Below are 19,803 nucleotides of genomic sequence, written 5' to 3' on the forward strand. Positions count from 1 at the left end.
CTCAACTCTTCGCAGGCACGAGCGCGGCCGCGATCTTCGTGCCGTCGGGGCTGCCCATGCCGGTGCATGCGTCCCAGCCCGCCGCCGCCGAGAAGGTGCCGTTGTTGCCTTCCGTGATGTCGCGGAACGCCGCCTTCGTCTTGTAGAGCTTCGGATTGACGAAGCCCGACGGCGACGCGTTGATCGCGTTGATCCGCGCGATCAGCGCAGCCCACAGCGGCGCGACCGCGCTCGTGCCGCCGACGACCGTATCCTCGCCGTCGATCAGCACCTCGTAGCCGGTTTGCGGCGATGCGTCGCCCGACACATCCGGCACGCCGCGCTTCGCGAGCTTCGTCGCCTGGCCATTGCGCGTGACCGACAACCCCGCCTGCCACGCCGGCAACGCGAACACGCCCGAGACGCCGCCGCCGCCCGCCCCGCCCTGATCGCCGTCGTTCCACACGACTTCCTTCGCGATGCCCGAGCCGGATGCCACGAGGCTCGTGCCGCCGCAGCCGAGCACATACGGGCTCGACGCCGGAAAGTCGACGTGATCCGAGCCGTCGCCGGCGCCATCGGACGAACCGCTGTCGCCCGATGCCGCGCAGACCGTCACGCCGAGCGCCGCCGCGCTTTGCAGCACGTCGTTGAACGCGCCGATCGACTGCGAGGACCAGTTCGACTCGGGCCCGCCCCAGCTGATCGATATCACGGACGGCTTGTTGGTGGAATCGTGCAGCGCGCGATTGACGGCATCGACGAAACCGGCGTCGCTGTTCGGCGCGAAGTACACGGCGATGCTCGCGCCCGGCGCGATGGCGCCCGCGATCTCGATGTCGAGCGTCACTTCGCCGTCGGGTCCGTTGGGGTTGCCCGTGGGCGCGTTCTTCGCGTTATCGACGCCGATCGCCACGACTTTCGGCGCCTTCACGCCGAGCTTCGAGAAATACGCGGAGAGATCGGTGTCGCGATAACCGCCGCCCAGCTCGATGATCGCGATGCACTGGCCGGCGCCGTCGCCATCGGGGAAATCGTAGAGACGCGCGAGATCGACCGGCGTGAACGACGCGGGCGCCGCGCCGCGCGCTGGCTTGAACGGCGGACGAAAACGAAAATGCGGACGCGCCTGCGGCTTGCTGTCGAGGCCGAGCACGGCGGTGACCATGTCGTGCATGTCGTCGGGCACCTTCACCGGCCCCGAGCGTCCGCGATATTCGCCGATGTTGTGATGTTGAAAGCGTTCGAGCTTGACGTCGAAAGCTTTCTGGAACTGTTCGATGGTGCCTTTCAACACCACGCTGCGCGTCTCGGTTTCGGCGCGCACCACCGTCAGGCCGTATTGCGCGGCGAAGGCCTTCACCTTCCCGACGTCTTCCGCGGATGCGGTGAAACGTTTGTCGAATTCTTCGCGCGAGACGGCTTGCGCGGGCGCCTCGCCGGCGTCGATGCGCGACATCATCTGCTTGAATCCGGCTTCGTCCTTGCGCCGCAGCATCACGATCACTTCGATCTGCTCGGAGGGATCGCAATCGCCGACACACGTCGCGCCTTCGGGATGAATCTTGTCGCTGCCGCTGACCGGTTGCTTCGTCATGGTATCGATGCTCCTCGCTGGCCATGAGGTTCAAAGGTTCTCGATCCTGCCGCTGCCGCGCTTAGACGCTTTCGGCGCTCGCTGGCAACTTCCACAGCGCACGTTACTTATCGTCTTATTTTCTGGGCGCGAATGCAATTGCTCGGACCGTTGACGAGAGCATGCAGTTCCGGCGAGACAAAACCTGTCCCGGTCTTCAAAGGGATGTCTCTATCGGATTCGGGCTCGCGCGCCTGCGCGAGCGCCTTGATCGATGACGCCTAGTGCGCGCGCTCTTCGTCGTACTCCGGACGCGCGCCCTGCGGCAGCCACGGCTCGCGATGCTTGCACCACAGCTCGTAGTCCGGCTCGAAGAGGCCGGTTTCGTCGAAGGCGCCGATCGGCAGATCGACTTCATCGTGCGTCGTGTATTCCATGTAGGCGACCGAGCCGCACACCGGGCAAAAATGCCGGCGGCCGTGCTCGGAACTGCGCCACGTCGAAAGGCTGCCGCTCATCATCACGTCGCCGCGCGCGTAAATCGCATAAGCTCCGAATGCGGAGCCGTGCACTTGACGGCACGTCATGCAATGGCACATCCCAACGCGCTTCGGCTTGCCCGCCGCGCGAAAACGGAACGCGCCGCATGCGCATCCTCCTTCATGAACCGTAGCCGCCCGCTCATCATCGTTTTGAACGTTCATCGATCTCTCCCGTAAGTACGACGGTTTGTTACGATAACCCTTCACGATCGGAGATGGCATTCATGAGCACATCGAGCACGACCGGCACCACGCGTACCTTGTCCCTGCTGAAGCTGCTTCCCGGCGCCGGATCGGAATTCGGTCCCGCCGCGTCGGACCTCCTCGCCCACGTGCTGTCGCATGACCGCTTCGATGCGGCGGCGAACGTGAGCGCGCCGCGCGAAACCTTTCGCGGCGTCACCGTCGAGGACGCCATGAACGACGAGTACGTGTTTCCGCTCGGGCGCACCGGCCAGTCGATCGTGTTGACGGGCTATCGGATCGCGGCCGGATTCATCGCCGAACGCGTCGCCGACGAGTGGCTCGAACTCGCGCACAGGGAACGTCTCGCAAAAGGCTTGCCCGCCGTGCCGCAAGGCAGCGAGCCGCACCTCGCGCCCGATCCCGCCGAAGCGGATCAACTCCTCGACCGCGCCTACGATTGCGCGCAGCGCATCCTCGATCCGGCCGCGAGCGAGCAGGTGCTCTCGCTCTTCGAGACGCACTATCGCGGCGGACGGGAATTCCTGCGTCTCACATGGGAAGGTTTGCCGGAAGATCTCGTGCCCGAGTCGCGCCGCCCGCTCGCGGCGCTCGCCGCGGCCGCGCCAAATGGCGAGCGGCGCGAGAAACGCGACTACGATCCCTACGGCCTCGACGGCGTCGACGATTACGATGTCGACCGGCCGCTCGCCTATCGCGAGAAGATCGGGCCGTTTCTCTTCACGATGACCTATCGCCACGAGTATCCGCAAGTCGACGACGAGCGCCTCGGCACCGCGTTCGCCGTGTTCCACGAAGCGGGCAGCGACATCGTCGCGGCGGCGGTGCGGCTGCAGCTCGTCAAGGTGCCGCCGCTCACGAGCAGCGCCGATCTCGTCTATACGCTCGATACCTACTCGGGCGAGATGCTCTCGCTCGCGCTCGCCGCCACCGAGGCGCTCGGCCCCGAAAAGCTGTGCGAGGTGTTCAATGCGCATCGCGTGATCTACATCAGCCTGTGGGAAGTGCGCAAGCCGTGGCGCGGCGAGGGACTGGGCGTCGCGCTGCTGCATCAGGCGCTGGAGCGGCTTCCCGTCGATGTCGATGGCCGGCCCAACGCGCTGTGCGTCGCGCCCGAGCCGTATCAGACCGAGATGCGTCACTTCGAAAAACTGCCCGGCGTGCTGCGCGAGGAACTGAGGACGCCGGCGAAACGCCTGGCCGCGCATCTGACCAACTGGCTCGAACGCTCGAAGCTGCCGATCGCCACGCATTTCTTCGTGCCGATGGCCAGGCACGCGGGCATCGGCTCGGCGGGCGAGAACGCGCGGCTCATCGATCAGATCATGGAGAGCGAGGCGTAACGCCATGCTCGTCGTCATCGACATGCAGGCGAGGCTGCTGCCGCATCTGGATGGCGCCGGGCGGCTGACGGCGCGCGTCGGCACGCTGCTGCGCGCGGCGAATCTGCTGGAGGTGCCGGTGGTCGTCACGGAGCAGAATCCGCAAGGGCTCGGGGGGACAGCGCAAGCCCTGCTGGGCGATGTCCGGCTGGCGAAGGTGATCGAAAAGCACACGTTCGATGCGACGCTCGCGCCCGCTTTCGTCGACGCACTGCCGCCCGCGCCCGCGACGTTGTGGGTCGCCGGCGCGGAGGCGCATGTGTGCGTGTTGCTGACCACGCTCGGGCTGCTGCGGCTCGGCTATCGCGTGGAGTTCGTTGCGGACGCGGTCGCATCGCGCCGCGTGGAAGATCGCGCCGTCTCGCTCGAACGGGCGCGGCAGGATGGCGCGCGAATAACGACTGTCGAGACGGCGATTTTCGGCTGGCTCGGCAGCTTCACGCATCCGCGCTTCAGGGACGCGCTCGCGCTCATCAAATGATCACGGCGCTTGCGTGGGCAGGCGGTTAGTTGCGATCGCGCCACTCGGCGAGTGCGTCCGCGACGCGCGCGATCACATCGTCCCATTGGTTGGGTCTGGTCTGCCGGAACAGGCGCGCTTTCGGATACCAGACGCAATCTTCGCCTTCGGTCAACCAGCGCCAGCACGGGTTCGACGGCAGCAGGATCCACACCGGCTTGCCGAGCGCGCCCGCGAGATGCGCAACCGATGTATCCACGGAGATGACGAGATCGAGCGAAGCAATGATCGCAGCCGTATCGGCGAAGTCCTCGACATCGTCCATCAGGTCGAGCGGCCGCAGATGCGGCGGCAGGGTCTCGATTTGCGCGCGCGCGAAAGGCGCCTTTTGCAGATTGACGAAGCGCACGCCGGGCAAGCCGAGCAACGGCATGCAGGCTTGCGCACCGACCCAGCGGCGGGCCTCGAACGATGACTCACGAGGTTCCGCCATTGCCACGATCCCCACCTTCGGCAACTGCGCGGGCAGCCGGCCGCGCCAGTATTCGATGCGCGCTTTATCCGCGGCGAGATAGGGCGTGACGTCCGGAATGGTCCTGGTTTCGAGGAGCGCGGGCAGACTCATCATGAAAACCCAGTAGTCGTGTCGCAGCGAAGTGTGCAATGCATCGTCGCTGATACAGGCGTCGACGCCATCGACAGAGGCGAGCAGCGTATCCTTTTGCGGCCATGCTACCGACAGCGTCGCGAGCCCTTGCGACTTCAGCAGCGGCAGATAGCGGCAGAACTGAAACGAGTCGCCGAATCCCTGTTCGTGGATAACGAGCATCGATTTTCCGGCGAGCGGCTCGCCTCGCCACCGCGGAAACGGCAAGTCCGGCACGCGGATGCGCCGCCCCGACGAATCGTCGCCGTAGCGGTATTCCATCAACGGCCACGCTTCGTCATACGCTCCGACGCGCAAGAGCCCTGCGGCCAGATTGATCCTGGCTTCCGCGGAATTCGGATCGACTTCCACGGCGCGCCGAAACGTCGTCAGCATCTCGTGCGCGCGCCCAGGGTGCTCCTTGAGCAGGTTGCCGAGCGCGATGTATGCCTGCGTGTAATCCGGCTGAATCTCGATCGCGCGACGGTACGCCGCTTCGGCCTCGTCGATGCGCTCGAGCCCGGCGACGGCCGTCATCCGATAGATCACCTGCCCCAGGTTGTAATGCGCGGCGCTCAACTCGGGCAATTGTTCGGCCAGACGGCGATACACGCGCTCGAGGTCCGCTTCGCGTCCATCCGTTTCGAGCAGTTCCGCCAGTGCCTGATACGCGCTCGTCAGGCGGGGATTCAGTTCGATGGCCGCGCGATAGGCGCGCTCGGCTTCGTCCCGGCGCTGCAAGGCGGCGAGTGCGTTGCCCAGATTGAAATGCGCGTCGGCCCAGTCAGGGCGGACTTCGATTGCGAGGCGAAAATGCGTTTGCGCTTCGTCGGCGCGCGCCTGCGTCATCAGCAACTTGCCCAGGCTGTAATGTGCCGGCGCCAGATCCGTCCGCAGTTCGAGCGCCCTGCGCAACGACCGCTCCGCGTCCACGATGCGGTCCTGCAGCGCCAGCACGTTCCCGAGGTTGTAGTGCGCTTCGGCGGAATCGGCGTTCAGATCGATCGCGCGCCGATACATCGCTTCCGCTTCAGGAAACCGTTGAGTTGCTCGTACAGGTTACCGAGGTTGTTGCGGACTCCCGCGTGCGCCGGATGCCCGTCGACCGCGCGCTGCCAGTACGCCTGCGCCAGATCCGCGCGATTCATCGCGTAAGCGCATGCTGCCGCGAGATTGAGCGCCTCGGCATCGGCGTCTGGGCGATCGAGCAGCGGCGACAAGACGGCCAGTGCGTCGGCGTGCTGGTTCAGCGAGTAAAGCTGGGCCGCGCGTTGATACGTATCGACAAACATGACTGACTTCAGGAATTGAAAGGATGCTTCCGGGCCGCGATATCGCTTTTCGACGATAGCGGCGACGAAATCATGCAATTTTGAACCTCGCGCGCGCTCGCTGACGTCACAAAGCGTGACCTACGCCGGATCGGTCAGCGAAACGATCTCCTGTGCTTTGCAGCGTGGACGTGCACGAGCGCAGGAATTCGATGCGGGACACCGCCGCATGGCATCCGATTTGCTAGACATCACCGGTTGCGGGTCGACGAACGTTCGGTTCCCTTACAGTTGACGGACGCTCACGAGCTCGCGCCTCACGCGCCGCCCGTGAACTCGAGCATCGGCGCTCCGCCCGATCCGTCGCAATCGGTCGCGAGCAAAAGCCACGAAGATTCGAGTCCGACCGGCGCTCTTCCGAACGAGCGAGGAGAACCGATTCCTATGTCACCAGCCGATAGCCATCCCCACGACGTCAGCGATGCGGCGCAAAAGCCGTCGCGCCGGCGTTTCCTCCAGTCGGCCGCGGCGGCAGCGGCCGTGAGCGCCGCGCCGCTCGCGCACGCGCAACAGCAGAGCGCTGCGACGCCCGCCGTAGCGCCGCCGCCCGCCAGCGTGCCGATGATGCCCGTGAAGCTCACCATCAACGGCCATCCGTATGAATTGCAGGTCGAGGCGCGCACGACGCTGCTCGACGCGCTGCGCGAATACGCGAACCTCACCGGAACGAAGAAAGGCTGCGACCGCGGACAGTGCGGCGCGTGCACGGTGATCGTGGCGGGACGGCGCATCAATTCGTGTCTCACGCTCGCGGTGATGCACGACGGCGAATCCGTCACGACCGTCGAAGGCCTCGCGCCCGACGGCGACACGCTCGCGCCCATCCAGCGTGCGTTCATCGAGAAGGACGCGTTTCAGTGCGGCTACTGTACGCCCGGGCAATTGTGCTCGGCGACGGCGCTCATCGACGAATATCGCAAAGGCGATGCGAGCGCCGTCACCGCCGACGTGCGCTTTCGCCCGGCGCAACTCTCCGACGATGAAATCCGCGAGCGCATGAGCGGCAACATCTGCCGCTGCGGCGCATATCCGAACATCGTCGCGGCAGTGAAAGCCGTCGCGTCGGGCAACGCCTAAAGGAGGCGCACATGGACGCGATCTCCTATCAGCGCGCCGCCGACATCGGCGCGGCGCTCTCGGCGGCGAGCCAGCCGGGCGCGATGTTCATCGGCGGCGGCACGAATCTGCTCGATCTCATGAAAGGCGGCGTGATGCGGCCGATGAAGCTCGTCGACATCACGCACATCGATGCGCTCAACGGCATCACCGCCCTGCCCGACGGCGGCCTGCGGCTCGGCGCGCTCGTGCGCAACAGCGACGCGGCGAATCACGCGTGGGTGCGCGAGCGCTATCCGCTCTTGTCGCAGGCGCTGCTCGCGGGGGCGTCGGCGCAATTGCGCAACATGGCGACGGTCGGCGGCAATCTGATGCAGCGCACGCGCTGCGCGTACTTTTATGACACCGGCTTTCCCCAGTGCAACAAGCGCGCGCCCGGCAGCGGCTGCGCGGCCATCGACGGGAACAATCGCATGCACGCGATTCTCGGCGCGAGCCGTCAATGCATCGCGACGAATCCATCCGACATGAGCGTCGCGCTCGCCGCGCTCGATGCCGTCGTGCGCGTCACCGGCCCGAACGGCGAGCGGGCGATTCCGTTCGCGGAGTTTCATCGTCTGCCCGGCGACAGGCCCGACCTCGACACCACCTTGCAGCCGGGCGAGCTGATCACGTCGGTCGATCTGCCGCCGCCCCTCTTCGCGGATCACTCGAAATATCTGAAGGTGCGCGACCGCGCGAGCTATGCGTTTGCGCTCGTGTCCGTCGCGGCGGCGTTGCAGATGGACGGCGGCACCGTCAAAAGCGCGCGCATCGCGTTGGGCGGCGTCGCGCACAAACCGTGGCGCGCGAACGCGACCGAACAGGCGCTCGTCGGCAAATCGCTCGACAAGGCGACGCTGCAAACCGCCGCCGCGCTCGCCGTGCAGGGCGCGACGCCGCAGCGCGACAACGCGTTCAAGGTCGCGCTCGCGCAGCGTGCGATCGTGCGCGCGCTTCAACAGGCCGGAGGTGTCGCATGACTTTTATCGGAAAACCGCTCGATCGCACCGACGGCGTGCTGAAGGTCACCGGCCAGGCGCGCTATTCGGCCGACAACACCGACGCCAAGCTCGCGCACGCGGTGCTCGTCACGAGCACGGTCGCGAGCGGCCGCATCGCCTCGATCGACACGAGCCGCGCGCAATCGATGCCCGGCGTGCTGCTCGTGATGACGTATCAGAACGCGATGCGTCTGCCCAACGGCGGCGTCCCCGACGCGCAGCCGCCCGCCGTGCGCAAGCTCACGCTGCTGCAAACCGACCAGGTGCGTTACAGCAACGAGCCGGTGGCGGTCGTCGTCGCCGATTCGCTGGAGCACGCGCGGGGCGCCGCGCGTTACGTCGACGTGCGCTATGAAGCCGCAATGCCCACTGCCGATTTCGAACGCGCGAAGGCATCCGCGTATCAGCCGGAAAAGATGATGGGCCGCGCGGTTACGACGAAGCGCGGCGACGTCGATGCGGGCTTGCGGCAAGGCCCGACGCGCCTCGACGCCGTCTATACGACACCCTACGAGCATCACAATCCGATGGAGCCGCACGCGACCGTCGCCCGCTGGGACGGTCCGAAGCTCACGCTCTACGACGCGACGCAAGGCGTGTCCGGCGCGCGCAGCGCGGTGGCGAAGTTCTTCGGCATCTCCGATGACAACGTGCGCGTGATCTGCCCGTTCGTCGGCGGCGGCTTCGGCTGCAAGGGCTCGGTGTGGTCGCATGTCGTGCTGGCGGCGATGGCGTCGAAGCAGACCGGCCGGCCCGTCAAGCTCGTGCTCGAACGTCCGCAGATGTTCGGCATGATCGGCAACCGCCCGTACACCGAGCAGCGCATCCAGGTCAGCGCCCGCGACGACGGCATCATGACCGGCATGCGTCACGACGTCATATCCACCACATCGACATTCGAGGACTGGACCGAAACCTCGGCGATCGTCACGCGCATGCTCTACGCGGTGCCGAATCAGTCGACGTCGCACAGGCTCGTGAAGCTCGACATCGGCACGCCGACCTTCATGCGCGCGCCCGGCGAGACGAGCGGCTCGTTCGCGCTCGAATCGGCGATGGACGAGATGGCGTATCAGTTGAAGATGGACCCGCTCGCGTTTCGCCTCAAGAACTACGCGAACATGGAGCCGCAGGAGAAGAAGCCCTGGTCGAGCAAGGCGCTGATGGAGTGCTACACGCGCGGCGCGGAGAAGTTCGGCTGGGCGCGGCGCAACGCTGCGCCGCGCTCGATGCGCGAAGGCAATTCGCTCGTCGGCTGGGGCGTCGGCACGGCGACGTATCCGGCGAACCGCAGCGAGGCGTCGGCGGTGGCGCGCATCCTGCCCGACGGCACCGCGATGGTCGCCTCCGGCACGCAGGATCTCGGCACCGGCACCTACACGATCATGACGCAGGTCGCCGCCGACGCGCTCGGCTTTCCGCTCGATTACGTGCGCTTCGCGCTCGGCGATTCGTCGCTGCCGAAAGCGCCGGTGTCAGGCGGCTCGCAATCGGCGGCGAGCGTGTCGCCCGCGGTGCGCGCGGCGTCGATGCAGGCGCGCGATCAGCTCATCGCGATGGCGCTCGCGGATCGCGGATCGCCCGTCGCCGGTCTCGCGCGCGAGGACGTGACGGTGTCCAACGGCTGGGTCGTGAGCGTGTCGAATCCGGACAGGCGCGATCCGGCGGCCGCCGTGATCGCGCGCAACGGCGGCCGTGCGATCGAAGCCGTCGCGACGACGCGCCCCGGTGACGAGAAAAAGCAGTACGCGTTCCACTCGTTCGGCGCGGTGTTCGCGGAAGTGCATGTCGATGCCGATCTCGGGATCATTCGCGTGCCGCGCATCGTCGGGGTGTACGACGTCGGCACGCTCTTCAACGAGAAAACCGCGCACAGCCAGTTAATGGGCGGCATCGTGTGGGGCGTCGGTTCAGCGCTCTTCGAGAAAAGCGAGATGGATGCGCGTTACGGGCGCTACACGAACGCGAATCTCGCGGAGTATCACGTGCCGGTGAACGCGGATATCGGCATGCTGGATATTTCGTTCGTCGGTCAGCCCGATCCGCATATCAATCCGCACGGCGCGCGGGGTATCGGCGAGATCGGGATAACGGGCGTGGCGGGCGCGCTCGGCAACGCGGTGTATCACGCGACGGGCGTGCGCGTGCGCGATTTGCCGATCACGCTCGACAAGGTTTTGCCGCCGACGATGGTGTGACTTGAAACGAAGCACGCGGCTGGCCGTTTGAACGACCGCCGCGTGCTTTTTTTATGCTTGCGACGATCTTCGATGCGCCGCACAATCCCCATTCAACTCCCACGCGAGCAGCTCCGATGACCTATTCGTCGAACGCGACCGGCATCCTGCTGGCGGCGGGTCTCGGCACCCGCTTCGATCCCTCCGGACGCCACAACAAGCTGCTCGCCACGCTGCCCGGCGGCACGCCCGTCGTGTTCCAGTCGGCGCGCAAGCTGCTCGCGGTTTCAGCCGAAGTAATCGCGGTGATCCGGCCGGGCGCCGAAAAGCTTGCCGATGTCCTGAACGAAGCGGGTTGCAGCGTCATCTTCAGCACTGACGCCGAACGCGGCATGGGCGCGGCGCTCGCTGCGGCCGTGCGGGCGACGTCCGAAGCCGATGGCTGGCTCGTCGCGCTGGGCGACATGCCGTGGATCGAAGCCTCGACGTATGAAGCCGTCGCGCGGCAACTCGATCAAGGCGCTGAACTCGTCGCGCCGTTTTATCACGGCAAGCGCGGGCATCCGGTGGGATTCGGCATGGCGCATCGCGAGGCGCTCGCCGCGCTCGACGGCGATGCGGGCGCGCGCGGCATCTTTTCGACGCACACGCCGTTCGTCATCGAAGTCGATGATTCGAACGTGCTGCTCGATGTCGATTTGCCGAGCGATCTCGGACAGGTTTGAAGCTCGGCCGCCGTCACGCCGCAATCGCCACGGAATCTGCTGAATCCGCATCGTCGCTGCCAATCGGCAGATAACGCTTGCCGACTTCGAGCAGCGTCGCGCCGAATCCTTTCTTCGCCCGAAAATCTGTTCTCGCGCTCGTCACCACGCGCGGCGATGCGCTCCATTCGATATTCGCGCCGATCGCCATCAACGCCTCGACGAGCGCCACGTCCTCGCTCGATTCCAGCGGGGCGAACCCGCCCGCCTGCACATACGCCCTCGCCGACACGCCCAGATTTGCGCCGTGAATATGCCGATGCCCGTCCGCGTCGGTGTAGGTGCGCCCGAAATGTTCGCGCACCGCGCCGAGATGCGGCGACCAGTCGTGCACGCCGATCACGCCGCACACCACGTCCGCGCAGCAGTCGAGCTGGCGCACGAGCCAGTCTTCGGCGACGGTCGTGTCGGCGTCGGTGAATGCGAGCCAGCGCGCGCCGAGCGCCAGCGCCCGCTCCGCGCCATGCGCGCGCGCCAAGCCGACGTTGCGCGCGTCGATGCACGACACCTCCGCGCCCATCGCCCGCGCGATGCCGGCGGTTTCGTCGACGCAACTGTCGGCGACGACGATCACGCGCGTCGCCTCGCCGAGCAATTGATGATGATCCGCCGCGCGACGCGCAGCCGCCACGCACGCGCCGATATGCGCGGCTTCGTTGTGAGCGGGAATGACGATGGCAAGCATGTCGGCTCCGTGTGTGAATGTGTCCGCAGGCAATCGAACGCCGCGATGGATGAATTTCAGCAATGACCGTTCCCATGATTCAGCGCCCGCCACACCGGGCGTGAAAGGGCACGATCGTCGCCAAATAGTTGCCGGAAGCCAGTCGGCGTCGTTAGAATCACTGTATGGATATACAGTACTTTTCTGATTCCGCCCGCCGATGAAATGCGTCACCATCGATCCGTCGTTCGCTTCCTGGCGTACCGAAGCGCGCACGCTCCTCATGGAGGGCGCGCAGCCCGCGGACGTGCAATGGCGCGAAACCGATGCCTCGGCCACGGTGTTCGGCTCCATTTATCCGCCCGCGCCCGGCTCGGTGGACCCGAACGCGAAGAAGCCGGTCAGGGTCGCGCGCGAATTCCTCGCCATGCTCGAAACGGCGGCGTGCTACCGCGCGCCGGATCGCTGGCCGTTTCTCTACAAGGCGCTGTGGCGCTGGACGCAGGGCGATCGCGCGATCGCATCGGCGGATGACGAGGACGGTCTTCGGCTGCGGCGGATGATCGAATCGGTCGAAGCCGAGGAGCGCGAGATGCGCAACAAGCTGCGCTTCCGGCATCGCGATTCCTCGCTCGGGCCGCCCGAGTTCATCAGCTGGTTCGAGCCGGAGCACGACCTGCTGGAGCACGCCGCGATGCATTTCGCAACCCGCATGGGCAACGCCACGTGGATGATCGCCACGCCGCACGGCGCCGCCTTCTGGGACGGCGCGCTGCTGCGCGTGGACCGCACGAGCGAGCCGGAGGAAAAGCCGATGGACTTCGGCGACACCGCGATGAGCGGCGAGGCGGTGAGCGGCGACGCCATCGAGGCGCTCTGGCTCGCGTACTACGAGAGCACTTTCGCGCCCGCGCAGGCGAACGCCGCCGAAATGGCGTCACATATGCCGGTGCGCTACTGGAAAAGCCCGGCGAACGCGCGCACCGATCCCGCGCTGATCTCCCGCGCCGATCCTTACTCGCGGCGCGACCGCCATCCGCGCAACGTGCCGCCCGAGATGGACGTGACCATCAACACGGATCTGGAGCCGATCAAGGGCACGCTGCTGACGGAGCCGCCGTCGCTCGACGCGTGCAGGCGCTGTGCGCTCTGGCGCAACGCGACGCAGCCCGTGCCGGGCGTCGGCCCCGCCGATGCGCGCGTGATGCTGGTCGGCGAGCAGCCGGGCGATCAGGAAGATCGTGAAGGCACGCCGTTCGTCGGTCCGGCGGGCAAGCTGCTCGACGAAGTGCTCGCCGAGGCCGCGCTTGCCCGCGAATCGCTCTATCTGACGAACGCGGTGAAGCACTTCAAATGGGAGGCGCACGGCGAGGAGCGCGCGCATCTCGCGCCCGCGCAGCGCGAACGCGAGGCCTGCCGCTACTGGCTGGAGGAAGAGCTGAGACGCATCGCGCCGAAGGTCGTCGTCGCGCTCGGGGCTACAGCGCTCAAGGCGCTGACGGGACATCGCACGGCGCTGTCCGAATATCTCGGCAAGACCATCGAGCACAAGGGGCATATCATCGTGCCGACCTATCACCCGTCGTATCTGATGCGCCTCACCGACGACAAGGTGCGCGCGGAAGTTTTCGGGACGATCGTCGAAGCGCTCGTCTTCGCGCGGCAGATCGCGGAAGGCACCGCGACCATCCGCACGCCGGTCGCCAGCCGGACGCGCTAAATGCAACAGGAAGAAACAGGGCGAAACAAGAAGAAAGCGCCGTCAACGTTCCTGTAAGCCGCGCGTTATACCGGTGTCGCGCCGCTTTGGCGCTCACTGATGGACCGACGACAACCTCCATGGCCGCTCTCCCGCTCGAAGAACTCCGCCGTCAACAATCTCTCGTCGCGCTCGTGCCGAAAACCGCCGGGCAACTGAAGACCGAACGCGAGCGCATCATCGCGCGTCTGCAAATCCTGCTGAACGTGACCATCGCGGTGGCGCTCGCGGGCGTCGCGCTCATCGCGTGGCTGCCGTTCTCGCCGGTGCCGCACGAATTCCGCTTCGGCGTGCAGGAAGTGCTCGGCGTCGCGGTGTTCGCGTCGTGCCTGTTCATCCTGCATGAACGCGCCGAACTCGAACTCGGCCTGTACGACTACGAACCCGTCGAGCAGACGACGCAAGGCGAATTGCGCGCGCTGCTGCATCGGGTGCCGGAAGGCACGTCGTATCAGCAGGCGCTCGCCGCCGACCAGCGCACGTTCGTGACCGGCGAAGTCGACCATATCCGTCGCCGCGCCGAAGCGTTCACGCCGAAGACCCTGCCCGCCGACGACGGCAACGCGGAAACCTGAGCGCGCCGCGCGCCGCGCTAGTCCACGAAAGCAGCACAAAAGCCGCCGCCTCGCCATCGCGAGGCGGCGGCTTTTTTACATCGACCCTGCCAACCTCGCGCCTTGACGAGCGTCGCTGCGCCTCCTTCAATACGTGACAGATGCCGCAACCGGCGATCAAACTGTCACGGTTGCGGACGCAATCTGTGTCCGCCGCCCGCGCTTCTCAGGCATCTTCTCAGGCAGGACGCGCCGACACGCCCCGGGCATGGCGGGTGCTTGCCAAGCGCCCGCCCCCGCGGATTTGCGGAAATCGAACGAGGCCCACGCCAATTGCAGGAGCCAGGATGCGAGCCAATCCCCTTTCGACGTTGAGCGACGACCTCGCGACCGCGCTCGTCCCCGACGAGCCGGGCGCGACGCCATGCGCACACGCCACGCCGCCCGCCGCCGATCGCGACGAAGCCGGCGCTTACGACGAGCTCGCCGCATTCCACGGCATCGAGCGCGAGCGCCTGGTGCTGATTCATCCGGGCAGCCACCACGCCGCGCCCGTGTGGCCCGCGCAACGTTACGCCGATGTCGCCGACCAGCTTGCCGCCGATGGCTGGCAGATCGCGATCGTCGGGGACGCGCCCGATCCCGAGCGCACCGCGGGCGTCCTCGGCGCGATGCAGACGGCCGCGCTCTTTCTCGCGGGCGCCGTCGCGCCGGCCGCGCTGCCGCGCCTGATCGCCAACGCGCGCCTGCTCGTCTCCGACGACGCCGCCGCGTCATCGCCCGTCGCCACGGCGCGCGCGCTCGGCACGCCGCATATCGTGCTCGACGAGCATCCGCGCGACACCGGCAGCGACGCGATCGTCGCCCGCGCCCGCGCCGCGCTCTCGAACACCGGCGGCGCGCATCCGGGCGAGCCGTTCACGCTGCACATGCCGGCGCCGCACGAGTCCGTGTAGCGCCGCTCCACCTTGCGGGGAACATCATGAAATTCGATATGCAGACCAGTCCCGTTCCGGATCCCATCGCGGACCCGAACCGCGATCCGGAAGCCGATCCGCTCACGCCGCCTTCGCCGGGTCATCGCCCGGACGAGCCGCAGCATCCCGACGCGCCGCCCGACAAGGACCCGATCCGCCGTTTCTAAAAGCTACGGGTAATCCCCGCCCTACATCCGCCGCCTTTGCCTGCCGTAAAGCGGGCATGCGGCGGCATGCGCCGTCGCACCAGACAACGCAAAGAGGCGACGGGGCAACATGAACAGAATGACGTTGAACAAGAAGCTCGGCTCGCTGATCGCCGTGCTGTGGATCGGCCTGATCGCGATCGGGATCATCGGGGCGTGGCAAAACCGGACGTCGATGATCGATGACCGCAAGGAGCAGTTGAAGACCCTCGTCAACGAGGCGTACGCCGTCACGGCGCACTACGCCGCGCTTGCCGCCGACAAGACGCTCACCGAAGAGGAAGCAAAGAAGCGCGCGCTCGAGGTGGTCGGCGCGATCCGTTACGGCACGGACGGCTATCTGTCGATCAACGATTCGCATCCGACGATGGTGATGCATCCAATCAAGCCCGCCATGAACGGCAAGGATCTCTCGACTTATACCGATCCGGCGGGCAATCGCCTGTTCGTCGATATCGTGAAGGCGGGCGATCAGCAAGGCGGCGGCTTCATCAGTTATCTGTGGCCGAAGCCCGGCAGCGACAAGCCGGTCGGCAAACTCTCCTATGCGCAGCGCTTCGCGCCGTGGGACTGGTATCTCGTCACCGGCATGTACATGGACGACGTGCAGAGCGCGTTCTGGGCGAGCGCGCTGCGCTGGCTCGCGATCACGGCGGTCCTCGGCGGCATCGCGACGGCCGCGATGCTGATCGTCCTGCGCAGCATCAAACGCAATCTGGGCGGCGAGCTGGAACTGGCGGTCGGCGCGGCGCACCGTATCGCGCGCGGCGACCTGACGAGCACCGTCGACATTCACCCGAACGACACGACGAGTCTCCTGCACGCGCTCAACACGATGCAGCGCGGTCTCGTCGAGACGGTTTCACGCGTGCGCAACGGCACCGAGAACATCAACGTGGGCGCGTCCGAGATCGCGGCGGGCAATACCGATCTGTCGCAGCGCACCGAGGAGCAGGCGGCGGCGCTCGTGCAGACGGCGTCGAGCATGGACCAGATGACCGCCAACGTGAAGAACAACGCGGAAAGCGCGGCGCAGGCGGCCCGGCTCGCGGAGCAGGCGGCGGATGTGGCGACGCGCGGCAGCGGCGTCGTCGATGACGTGATCGACACGATGACGCGCATCACCGCGAGCTCGCAGCAGATCGGCGACATCATCGGCGTGATCGACGGCATCGCGTTCCAGACGAACATTCTTGCGCTCAATGCGGCCGTCGAAGCAGCGCGCGCGGGCGAACAGGGACGCGGCTTCGCGGTCGTGGCGGCCGAAGTGCGCAGCCTCGCGCAGCGCTCGGCGACGGCGGCGAAGGAGATCAAGGCGCTCATCGAGACATCGACGCAGACGGTGCAGCAAGGCGCGTCGCTCGTGACGAACGCGGGCGCGACGATGACCGAGATCGTGCAATCGGTGCGCCGCGTGAACGAGATTCTCGACGAGATCAGCCACGCGTCGCACGAGCAGAGCGCGGGCATCGAGCAGGTGAACCGCGCGGTCGTCGAGATGGATCAGGTGACGCAGCAGAACGCCGCTCTCGTCGAAGAGGCAGCCGCCGCAGCGCATTCGCTGAAGGATCAGGTGGATGTGCTGCGCGAGGCGATCGGGAGTTTCAGGCTGCCGGCGTAAGGCTTTCGATCACGCGAGGAATCGTTCGACGAGCCGCGCCCAGTACGCAGCGCCGACCGGCAGATTCTTGTCGTTGAAATCGTAGTGCGGGTTGTGGACCATGCAGCCGTCCTCGCCCGCACCGTTGCCCAGGCGCAGAAACGAGCCCGGCCGCTGCTGCAGCATGAACGCGAAATCCTCGCTGCCCATCAGCAGATCCGCGTGCGCGACGACGTTTTGTTCGCCGACCAGTTCGCGCGCGACCTGAATCGCGAACTCCGTTTCCGCGTCCGAATTGACGACGACCGGATAGCCTTCCAGATACTTCACCGTCGCCGTCGCGCCGTAGCTCGCGGCCTGCGATTCGACCAGTTCCTTGATGCGCCGCTTCAGCAGTTCGCGTATTTTCGGATCGAACGAGCGCACCGAGAGTTCGAGCGTCGCGCGGCTGGGGATGACGTTGTTCACCGTGCCGGCGTGCATCGAACCGACAGTGACGACAGCGGGCTGCGCCGGATCGACATTGCGCGCGACGATCGTCTGCAGCGCCATCACGATGCTCGCCGTCACGACGACTGGATCGACGGAGAGATGCGGCCGCGCCGCGTGCCCGCCGACGCCTTCGATCGCGATCGACACCTGATCGCCCGCCGCCATGAACGGCCCCTTGCGGAACAGGAACGTGCCGGGCTGCGCGCCGGGATGGTTGTGCACGCCGAATACGGCGTCGCAATGAAAGCGCTCGAACAGGCCTTCCGCGATCATCTTCTGCGCGCCGCTCGGCACGCCGTGCTCTTCCGCCGGCTGAAAATACAGATGCGCCGTGCCGTTGAAGCGCCGCGTGCGCGCGAGATGACGTGCGGCGCCGAGCAGCATCGTCGTGTGGCCGTCGTGGCCGCACGCGTGCATCTTGCCGTGCGTTTCGCTCGCGTAGGGCTTGCCGGTCTGTTCGATGATCGGCAGCGCGTCCATGTCGGCGCGCAGGCCGATGCTCTTCGTGCCGTCGCCCGCTTTCAACGTACCGACGACGCCCGTGCCGCCGATACCACGCGTCACCTGCCAGCCCCACTCTTCCAGCCGGTCCGCGACGAGCGCCGCGGTGCGCGTCTCCTCGTAGGACAGCTCCGGATGACGGTGGATGTCGTGGCGAATTTCGCGCAGCGAGGGTGCGTCCTCGGAGAGATCGGCGATGACGGTGAAGTGGGGGTTGGAGGGAGTCGTCATGGGGGAGCCTTTGCTGAGGTGATGCGGATACGTGGAAAACGGCGCACATGATCCTCCACATGGGCCGCGCTTTCCAGTTCCCTGAGCGATTTTTTTGGGTGGACGAAAGCCAATCGTGAAGTTTCGACCGGGTTCTAGCGCAAAAACCGGTCGATCACCCCCGCAAGTTTCGCAAAAGCCGGCCCAATCTCCTCATCCGGCACACACGCATAACCAATCAGCAACCCCGATTCCGCATCCGGCCGACGCGCGTAGTACCCCGACAGCGGCCGCACAACAATATCCTCAGCGAGCGCCGCAGCAGCAACCGCGCGATCATCGACATCCTGAGGCAGTTTCAATACAAGATGCAGCCCCGCATCGCCGCCGGCGATCGCCAGCGCGTTACCGTAGCGCCCGGCAATCGTCGCGAGCATCACATCGCGGCGCTGGCCGTAGAGCGCGCGCATCCGTCGAATATGCGAAGTGAAATGGCCCTGTTCGATGAACTCCGCGAGCACCGCCTGCTGCAATAGCTGCCCTTCGCGATAAAGCTCGGCGCTCGCCGTCGCGAAACTGTCCGCGAGCGCTTCCGGCACGACGACATAGCCGATGCGCAGCCCCGGAAACAGCGTCTTGCCAAAGCTCCCGACATAGATCACCTGCCCCGCCGGGTCCATGCCCTGCAGCGACGCGAGCGGCCGGCTGCCGTAGCGGAACTCGCTGTCGTAATCGTCCTCGATGATCCAGCAGCGGTGCTGGCGCGCGTATTCGAGCAGCATGCGGCGGCGCGCGAGGCTCATCACCATGCCGAGCGGATACTGGTGCGACGGCGTGACGAGAATCAGCCTCGGTGGCGACGCGAGATCGTCGGGCGTCGGCGCGATGCCCTCGGCATCGACGGGAATTGCCTTCAGATCGAGCCCCGACACCTGCAACACGCTGCGCACGCCCCAGTAGCACGGATCTTCGGTCCAGATCGTGTCGCCCGAATCGGCGAGCAGACGCGCGGCGAGGTCGATCGACTGATGAATGCCCGTCGTCACGACGATCTGCTCTGGCGTGCAGCGCACCGAGCGCGACGTGCGCAGATAGTGCGCAAGCGCGTGGCGTAACCCCGTATGTCCGCCGCCGGGCGCGTAGGTGAGCAGGTCGGGCAGCGGCTTGCGCCAGTATTTCGCGTGCAGCCGGTTCCACACGCGCGACGGAAAGCGCGACACGTCCGGCACGCCCGGCATGAACGCGCCGCCCTGGCGTTTCGACACGCCCGCGCCCGAAATCAGCCGCGCGCCGCGCGTGGAGAGTGTCGATTGCGTATCGGCGGGAACGATGGCCGCGGGCGGCGCGTCGTCGAAGACGATTTCATCGGGCGCGCTGTCCGCGACGAACGTGCCGCGTCCCGTCGCCGATGAAACGTAGCCTTCGAGCGCGAGCTGCTCGTAAACCTGCGTCACGGTATTGCGCCCGACGCCCAGTTCGGTCGCGAGCAGCCGCGACGACGGCACTTTCGCGCCCGCCGCGAGCTCGCGCGTCAGGATCGCCTGCTGCAGGAGCCGATGCAGTTGCCGGTAGATCGGCTGGCCGTTCGTGCGGTCGATGCGCTGCGCCAGCCAGTCGGAAAGCACGCTCGCACGGGTGGACATCGGATTGGCTCCTATAGATTTATTGAAATGGCTCTGA

General features: G+C 66.4%; 18 protein-coding genes. 11 read left to right on the top strand and 7 right to left on the bottom strand.

The genetic code is table 11. The features are described 5' to 3' along the window. Position 1 precedes the first annotated feature (1 nt). Together IAG25_RS12635 and IAG25_RS12640 are read right to left on the bottom strand one after the other, a co-directional pair. On the bottom strand, positions 2–1,576 hold the full coding sequence (locus tag IAG25_RS12635; protein WP_187605155.1) for a S53 family peptidase: 1,575 nt from the start codon (positions 1,574–1,576) through the stop codon (positions 2–4). Between the two features lie 260 nt (positions 1,577–1,836). Beyond that, entirely contained in the window at positions 1,837–2,259 is a 423-nt protein-coding gene (locus IAG25_RS12640) for a GFA family protein (protein WP_187605156.1), read from the bottom strand. A 62-nt stretch (positions 2,260–2,321) separates the two neighbouring features. On the opposite strand from IAG25_RS12640, the gene IAG25_RS12645 reads away from it, so the two are divergent. Both IAG25_RS12645 and IAG25_RS12650 read left to right on the top strand, forming a co-directional pair. Then, positions 2,322–3,644 carry an inositol monophosphatase gene (locus IAG25_RS12645; protein WP_187605157.1) on the top strand — a complete coding sequence of 441 codons (1,323 nt, stop codon included), beginning with the start codon at positions 2,322–2,324 and terminating at the stop codon, positions 3,642–3,644. 4 nt (positions 3,645–3,648) lie between these two features. Further along, positions 3,649–4,164 carry an isochorismatase family protein gene (locus IAG25_RS12650; RefSeq protein WP_187605158.1) on the top strand — a complete coding sequence of 172 codons (516 nt, stop codon included), beginning with the start codon at positions 3,649–3,651 and terminating at the stop codon, positions 4,162–4,164. 25 nt (positions 4,165–4,189) lie between these two features. Here IAG25_RS12650 and IAG25_RS12655 read toward each other — a convergent pair whose 3' ends face one another. Then, the gene (locus IAG25_RS12655; protein WP_187605159.1) at positions 4,190–5,809 is read right to left on the bottom strand and encodes a tetratricopeptide repeat protein; all 1,620 of its coding nucleotides are present in this window, start codon (positions 5,807–5,809) and stop codon (positions 4,190–4,192) included. Further along, positions 5,785–6,081, bottom strand: a complete 297-nt coding sequence (locus IAG25_RS12660; protein ID WP_187605160.1) for a hypothetical protein — start codon at positions 6,079–6,081, stop codon at positions 5,785–5,787. The genes IAG25_RS12655 and IAG25_RS12660 overlap by 25 nt, the downstream gene beginning before the upstream one ends. 423 nt (positions 6,082–6,504) lie before the next feature. On the opposite strand from IAG25_RS12660, the gene IAG25_RS12665 reads away from it, so the two are divergent. The 4 genes from IAG25_RS12665 to IAG25_RS12680 all read left to right on the top strand — a co-directional run bounded on the left by IAG25_RS12665 (position 6,505) and on the right by IAG25_RS12680 (position 11,121). Next, a complete protein-coding gene (locus IAG25_RS12665) occupies positions 6,505–7,197 on the top strand; it encodes a (2Fe-2S)-binding protein (protein WP_187605161.1) in 693 nt (230 codons plus the stop codon). Between the two features lie 11 nt (positions 7,198–7,208). After that, on the top strand, positions 7,209–8,198 hold the full coding sequence (locus IAG25_RS12670; RefSeq protein WP_187605162.1) for an FAD binding domain-containing protein: 990 nt from the start codon (positions 7,209–7,211) through the stop codon (positions 8,196–8,198). Then, positions 8,195–10,417 carry a xanthine dehydrogenase family protein molybdopterin-binding subunit gene (locus IAG25_RS12675; RefSeq protein ID WP_187605163.1) on the top strand — a complete coding sequence of 741 codons (2,223 nt, stop codon included), beginning with the start codon at positions 8,195–8,197 and terminating at the stop codon, positions 10,415–10,417. The genes IAG25_RS12670 and IAG25_RS12675 overlap by 4 nt, the downstream gene beginning before the upstream one ends. A gap of 116 nt (positions 10,418–10,533) precedes the next feature. Next, positions 10,534–11,121 (top strand): nucleotidyltransferase family protein, encoded by a 588-nt coding sequence (locus tag IAG25_RS12680; protein WP_187605164.1) that lies wholly within the window; start codon positions 10,534–10,536, stop codon positions 11,119–11,121. 13 nt (positions 11,122–11,134) lie between these two features. On the opposite strand, the gene IAG25_RS12685 is transcribed toward IAG25_RS12680, so the two are convergent. Further along, positions 11,135–11,845, bottom strand: a complete 711-nt coding sequence (locus tag IAG25_RS12685) for a glycosyltransferase (RefSeq protein ID WP_187605165.1) — start codon at positions 11,843–11,845, stop codon at positions 11,135–11,137. Positions 11,846–12,044: 199 nt separating this feature from the next. Between IAG25_RS12685 and IAG25_RS12690 the strand changes: the two genes are divergently transcribed. From IAG25_RS12690 to IAG25_RS12710, 5 genes are all read left to right on the top strand, one after another. Then, positions 12,045–13,544 carry a UdgX family uracil-DNA binding protein gene (locus IAG25_RS12690; protein ID WP_187605166.1) on the top strand — a complete coding sequence of 500 codons (1,500 nt, stop codon included), beginning with the start codon at positions 12,045–12,047 and terminating at the stop codon, positions 13,542–13,544. A gap of 119 nt (positions 13,545–13,663) precedes the next feature. Then, the gene (locus tag IAG25_RS12695) at positions 13,664–14,158 is read left to right on the top strand and encodes a hypothetical protein (protein WP_187605167.1); all 495 of its coding nucleotides are present in this window, start codon (positions 13,664–13,666) and stop codon (positions 14,156–14,158) included. 326 nt (positions 14,159–14,484) lie between these two features. After that, positions 14,485–15,093, top strand: coding sequence for a glycosyltransferase family 9 protein (locus IAG25_RS12700; RefSeq protein ID WP_187605168.1), 609 nt, complete (start codon positions 14,485–14,487; stop codon positions 15,091–15,093). 26 nt (positions 15,094–15,119) lie between these two features. Then, positions 15,120–15,281, top strand: coding sequence for a hypothetical protein (locus IAG25_RS12705; protein WP_187605169.1), 162 nt, complete (start codon positions 15,120–15,122; stop codon positions 15,279–15,281). Between the two features lie 118 nt (positions 15,282–15,399). Continuing rightward, a complete protein-coding gene (locus IAG25_RS12710) occupies positions 15,400–16,941 on the top strand; it encodes a methyl-accepting chemotaxis protein (protein WP_187605607.1) in 1,542 nt (513 codons plus the stop codon). A gap of 9 nt (positions 16,942–16,950) precedes the next feature. On the opposite strand, the gene IAG25_RS12715 is transcribed toward IAG25_RS12710, so the two are convergent. Then, positions 16,951–18,144: a M20 aminoacylase family protein gene (locus IAG25_RS12715; protein WP_187605170.1), complete on the bottom strand. Its 1,194-nt coding sequence runs from the start codon at positions 18,142–18,144 to the stop codon at positions 16,951–16,953. 134 nt (positions 18,145–18,278) lie between these two features. After that, positions 18,279–19,766 carry a MocR-like pyridoxine biosynthesis transcription factor PdxR gene (pdxR, locus tag IAG25_RS12720; RefSeq protein WP_187605171.1) on the bottom strand — a complete coding sequence of 496 codons (1,488 nt, stop codon included), beginning with the start codon at positions 19,764–19,766 and terminating at the stop codon, positions 18,279–18,281. Positions 19,767–19,803 lie beyond the last annotated feature (37 nt).

The sequence above is a fragment of the Caballeronia sp. EK genome (assembly GCF_014384845.1).
GTDB classification, from domain to species: Bacteria; Pseudomonadota; Gammaproteobacteria; order Burkholderiales; family Burkholderiaceae; genus Caballeronia; species Caballeronia jiangsuensis.

What these genes read in the sequence shown, in the direction of transcription:
- IAG25_RS12635 (WP_187605155.1), bottom strand. Translation starts at nt 1,576, where the DNA reads ATGACGAAGCAACCGGTCAGCGGCAGCGACAAGATTCATCCCGAAGGC.
- IAG25_RS12640 (WP_187605156.1), bottom strand. Translation starts at nt 2,259, where the DNA reads ATGAACGTTCAAAACGATGATGAGCGGGCGGCTACGGTTCATGAAGGA.
- IAG25_RS12645 (WP_187605157.1), top strand. Translation starts at nt 2,322, where the DNA reads ATGAGCACATCGAGCACGACCGGCACCACGCGTACCTTGTCCCTGCTG.
- IAG25_RS12650 (WP_187605158.1), top strand. Translation starts at nt 3,649, where the DNA reads ATGCTCGTCGTCATCGACATGCAGGCGAGGCTGCTGCCGCATCTGGAT.
- IAG25_RS12655 (WP_187605159.1), bottom strand. Translation starts at nt 5,809, where the DNA reads ATGTATCGGCGCGCGATCGATCTGAACGCCGATTCCGCCGAAGCGCAC.
- IAG25_RS12660 (WP_187605160.1), bottom strand. Translation starts at nt 6,081, where the DNA reads ATGTTTGTCGATACGTATCAACGCGCGGCCCAGCTTTACTCGCTGAAC.
- IAG25_RS12665 (WP_187605161.1), top strand. Translation starts at nt 6,505, where the DNA reads ATGTCACCAGCCGATAGCCATCCCCACGACGTCAGCGATGCGGCGCAA.
- IAG25_RS12670 (WP_187605162.1), top strand. Translation starts at nt 7,209, where the DNA reads ATGGACGCGATCTCCTATCAGCGCGCCGCCGACATCGGCGCGGCGCTC.
- IAG25_RS12675 (WP_187605163.1), top strand. Translation starts at nt 8,195, where the DNA reads ATGACTTTTATCGGAAAACCGCTCGATCGCACCGACGGCGTGCTGAAG.
- IAG25_RS12680 (WP_187605164.1), top strand. Translation starts at nt 10,534, where the DNA reads ATGACCTATTCGTCGAACGCGACCGGCATCCTGCTGGCGGCGGGTCTC.
- IAG25_RS12685 (WP_187605165.1), bottom strand. Translation starts at nt 11,845, where the DNA reads ATGCTTGCCATCGTCATTCCCGCTCACAACGAAGCCGCGCATATCGGC.
- IAG25_RS12690 (WP_187605166.1), top strand. Translation starts at nt 12,045, where the DNA reads ATGAAATGCGTCACCATCGATCCGTCGTTCGCTTCCTGGCGTACCGAA.
- IAG25_RS12695 (WP_187605167.1), top strand. Translation starts at nt 13,664, where the DNA reads ATGGCCGCTCTCCCGCTCGAAGAACTCCGCCGTCAACAATCTCTCGTC.
- IAG25_RS12700 (WP_187605168.1), top strand. Translation starts at nt 14,485, where the DNA reads ATGCGAGCCAATCCCCTTTCGACGTTGAGCGACGACCTCGCGACCGCG.
- IAG25_RS12705 (WP_187605169.1), top strand. Translation starts at nt 15,120, where the DNA reads ATGAAATTCGATATGCAGACCAGTCCCGTTCCGGATCCCATCGCGGAC.
- IAG25_RS12710 (WP_187605607.1), top strand. Translation starts at nt 15,400, where the DNA reads ATGACGTTGAACAAGAAGCTCGGCTCGCTGATCGCCGTGCTGTGGATC.
- IAG25_RS12715 (WP_187605170.1), bottom strand. Translation starts at nt 18,144, where the DNA reads ATGACGACTCCCTCCAACCCCCACTTCACCGTCATCGCCGATCTCTCC.
- pdxR (WP_187605171.1), bottom strand. Translation starts at nt 19,766, where the DNA reads ATGTCCACCCGTGCGAGCGTGCTTTCCGACTGGCTGGCGCAGCGCATC.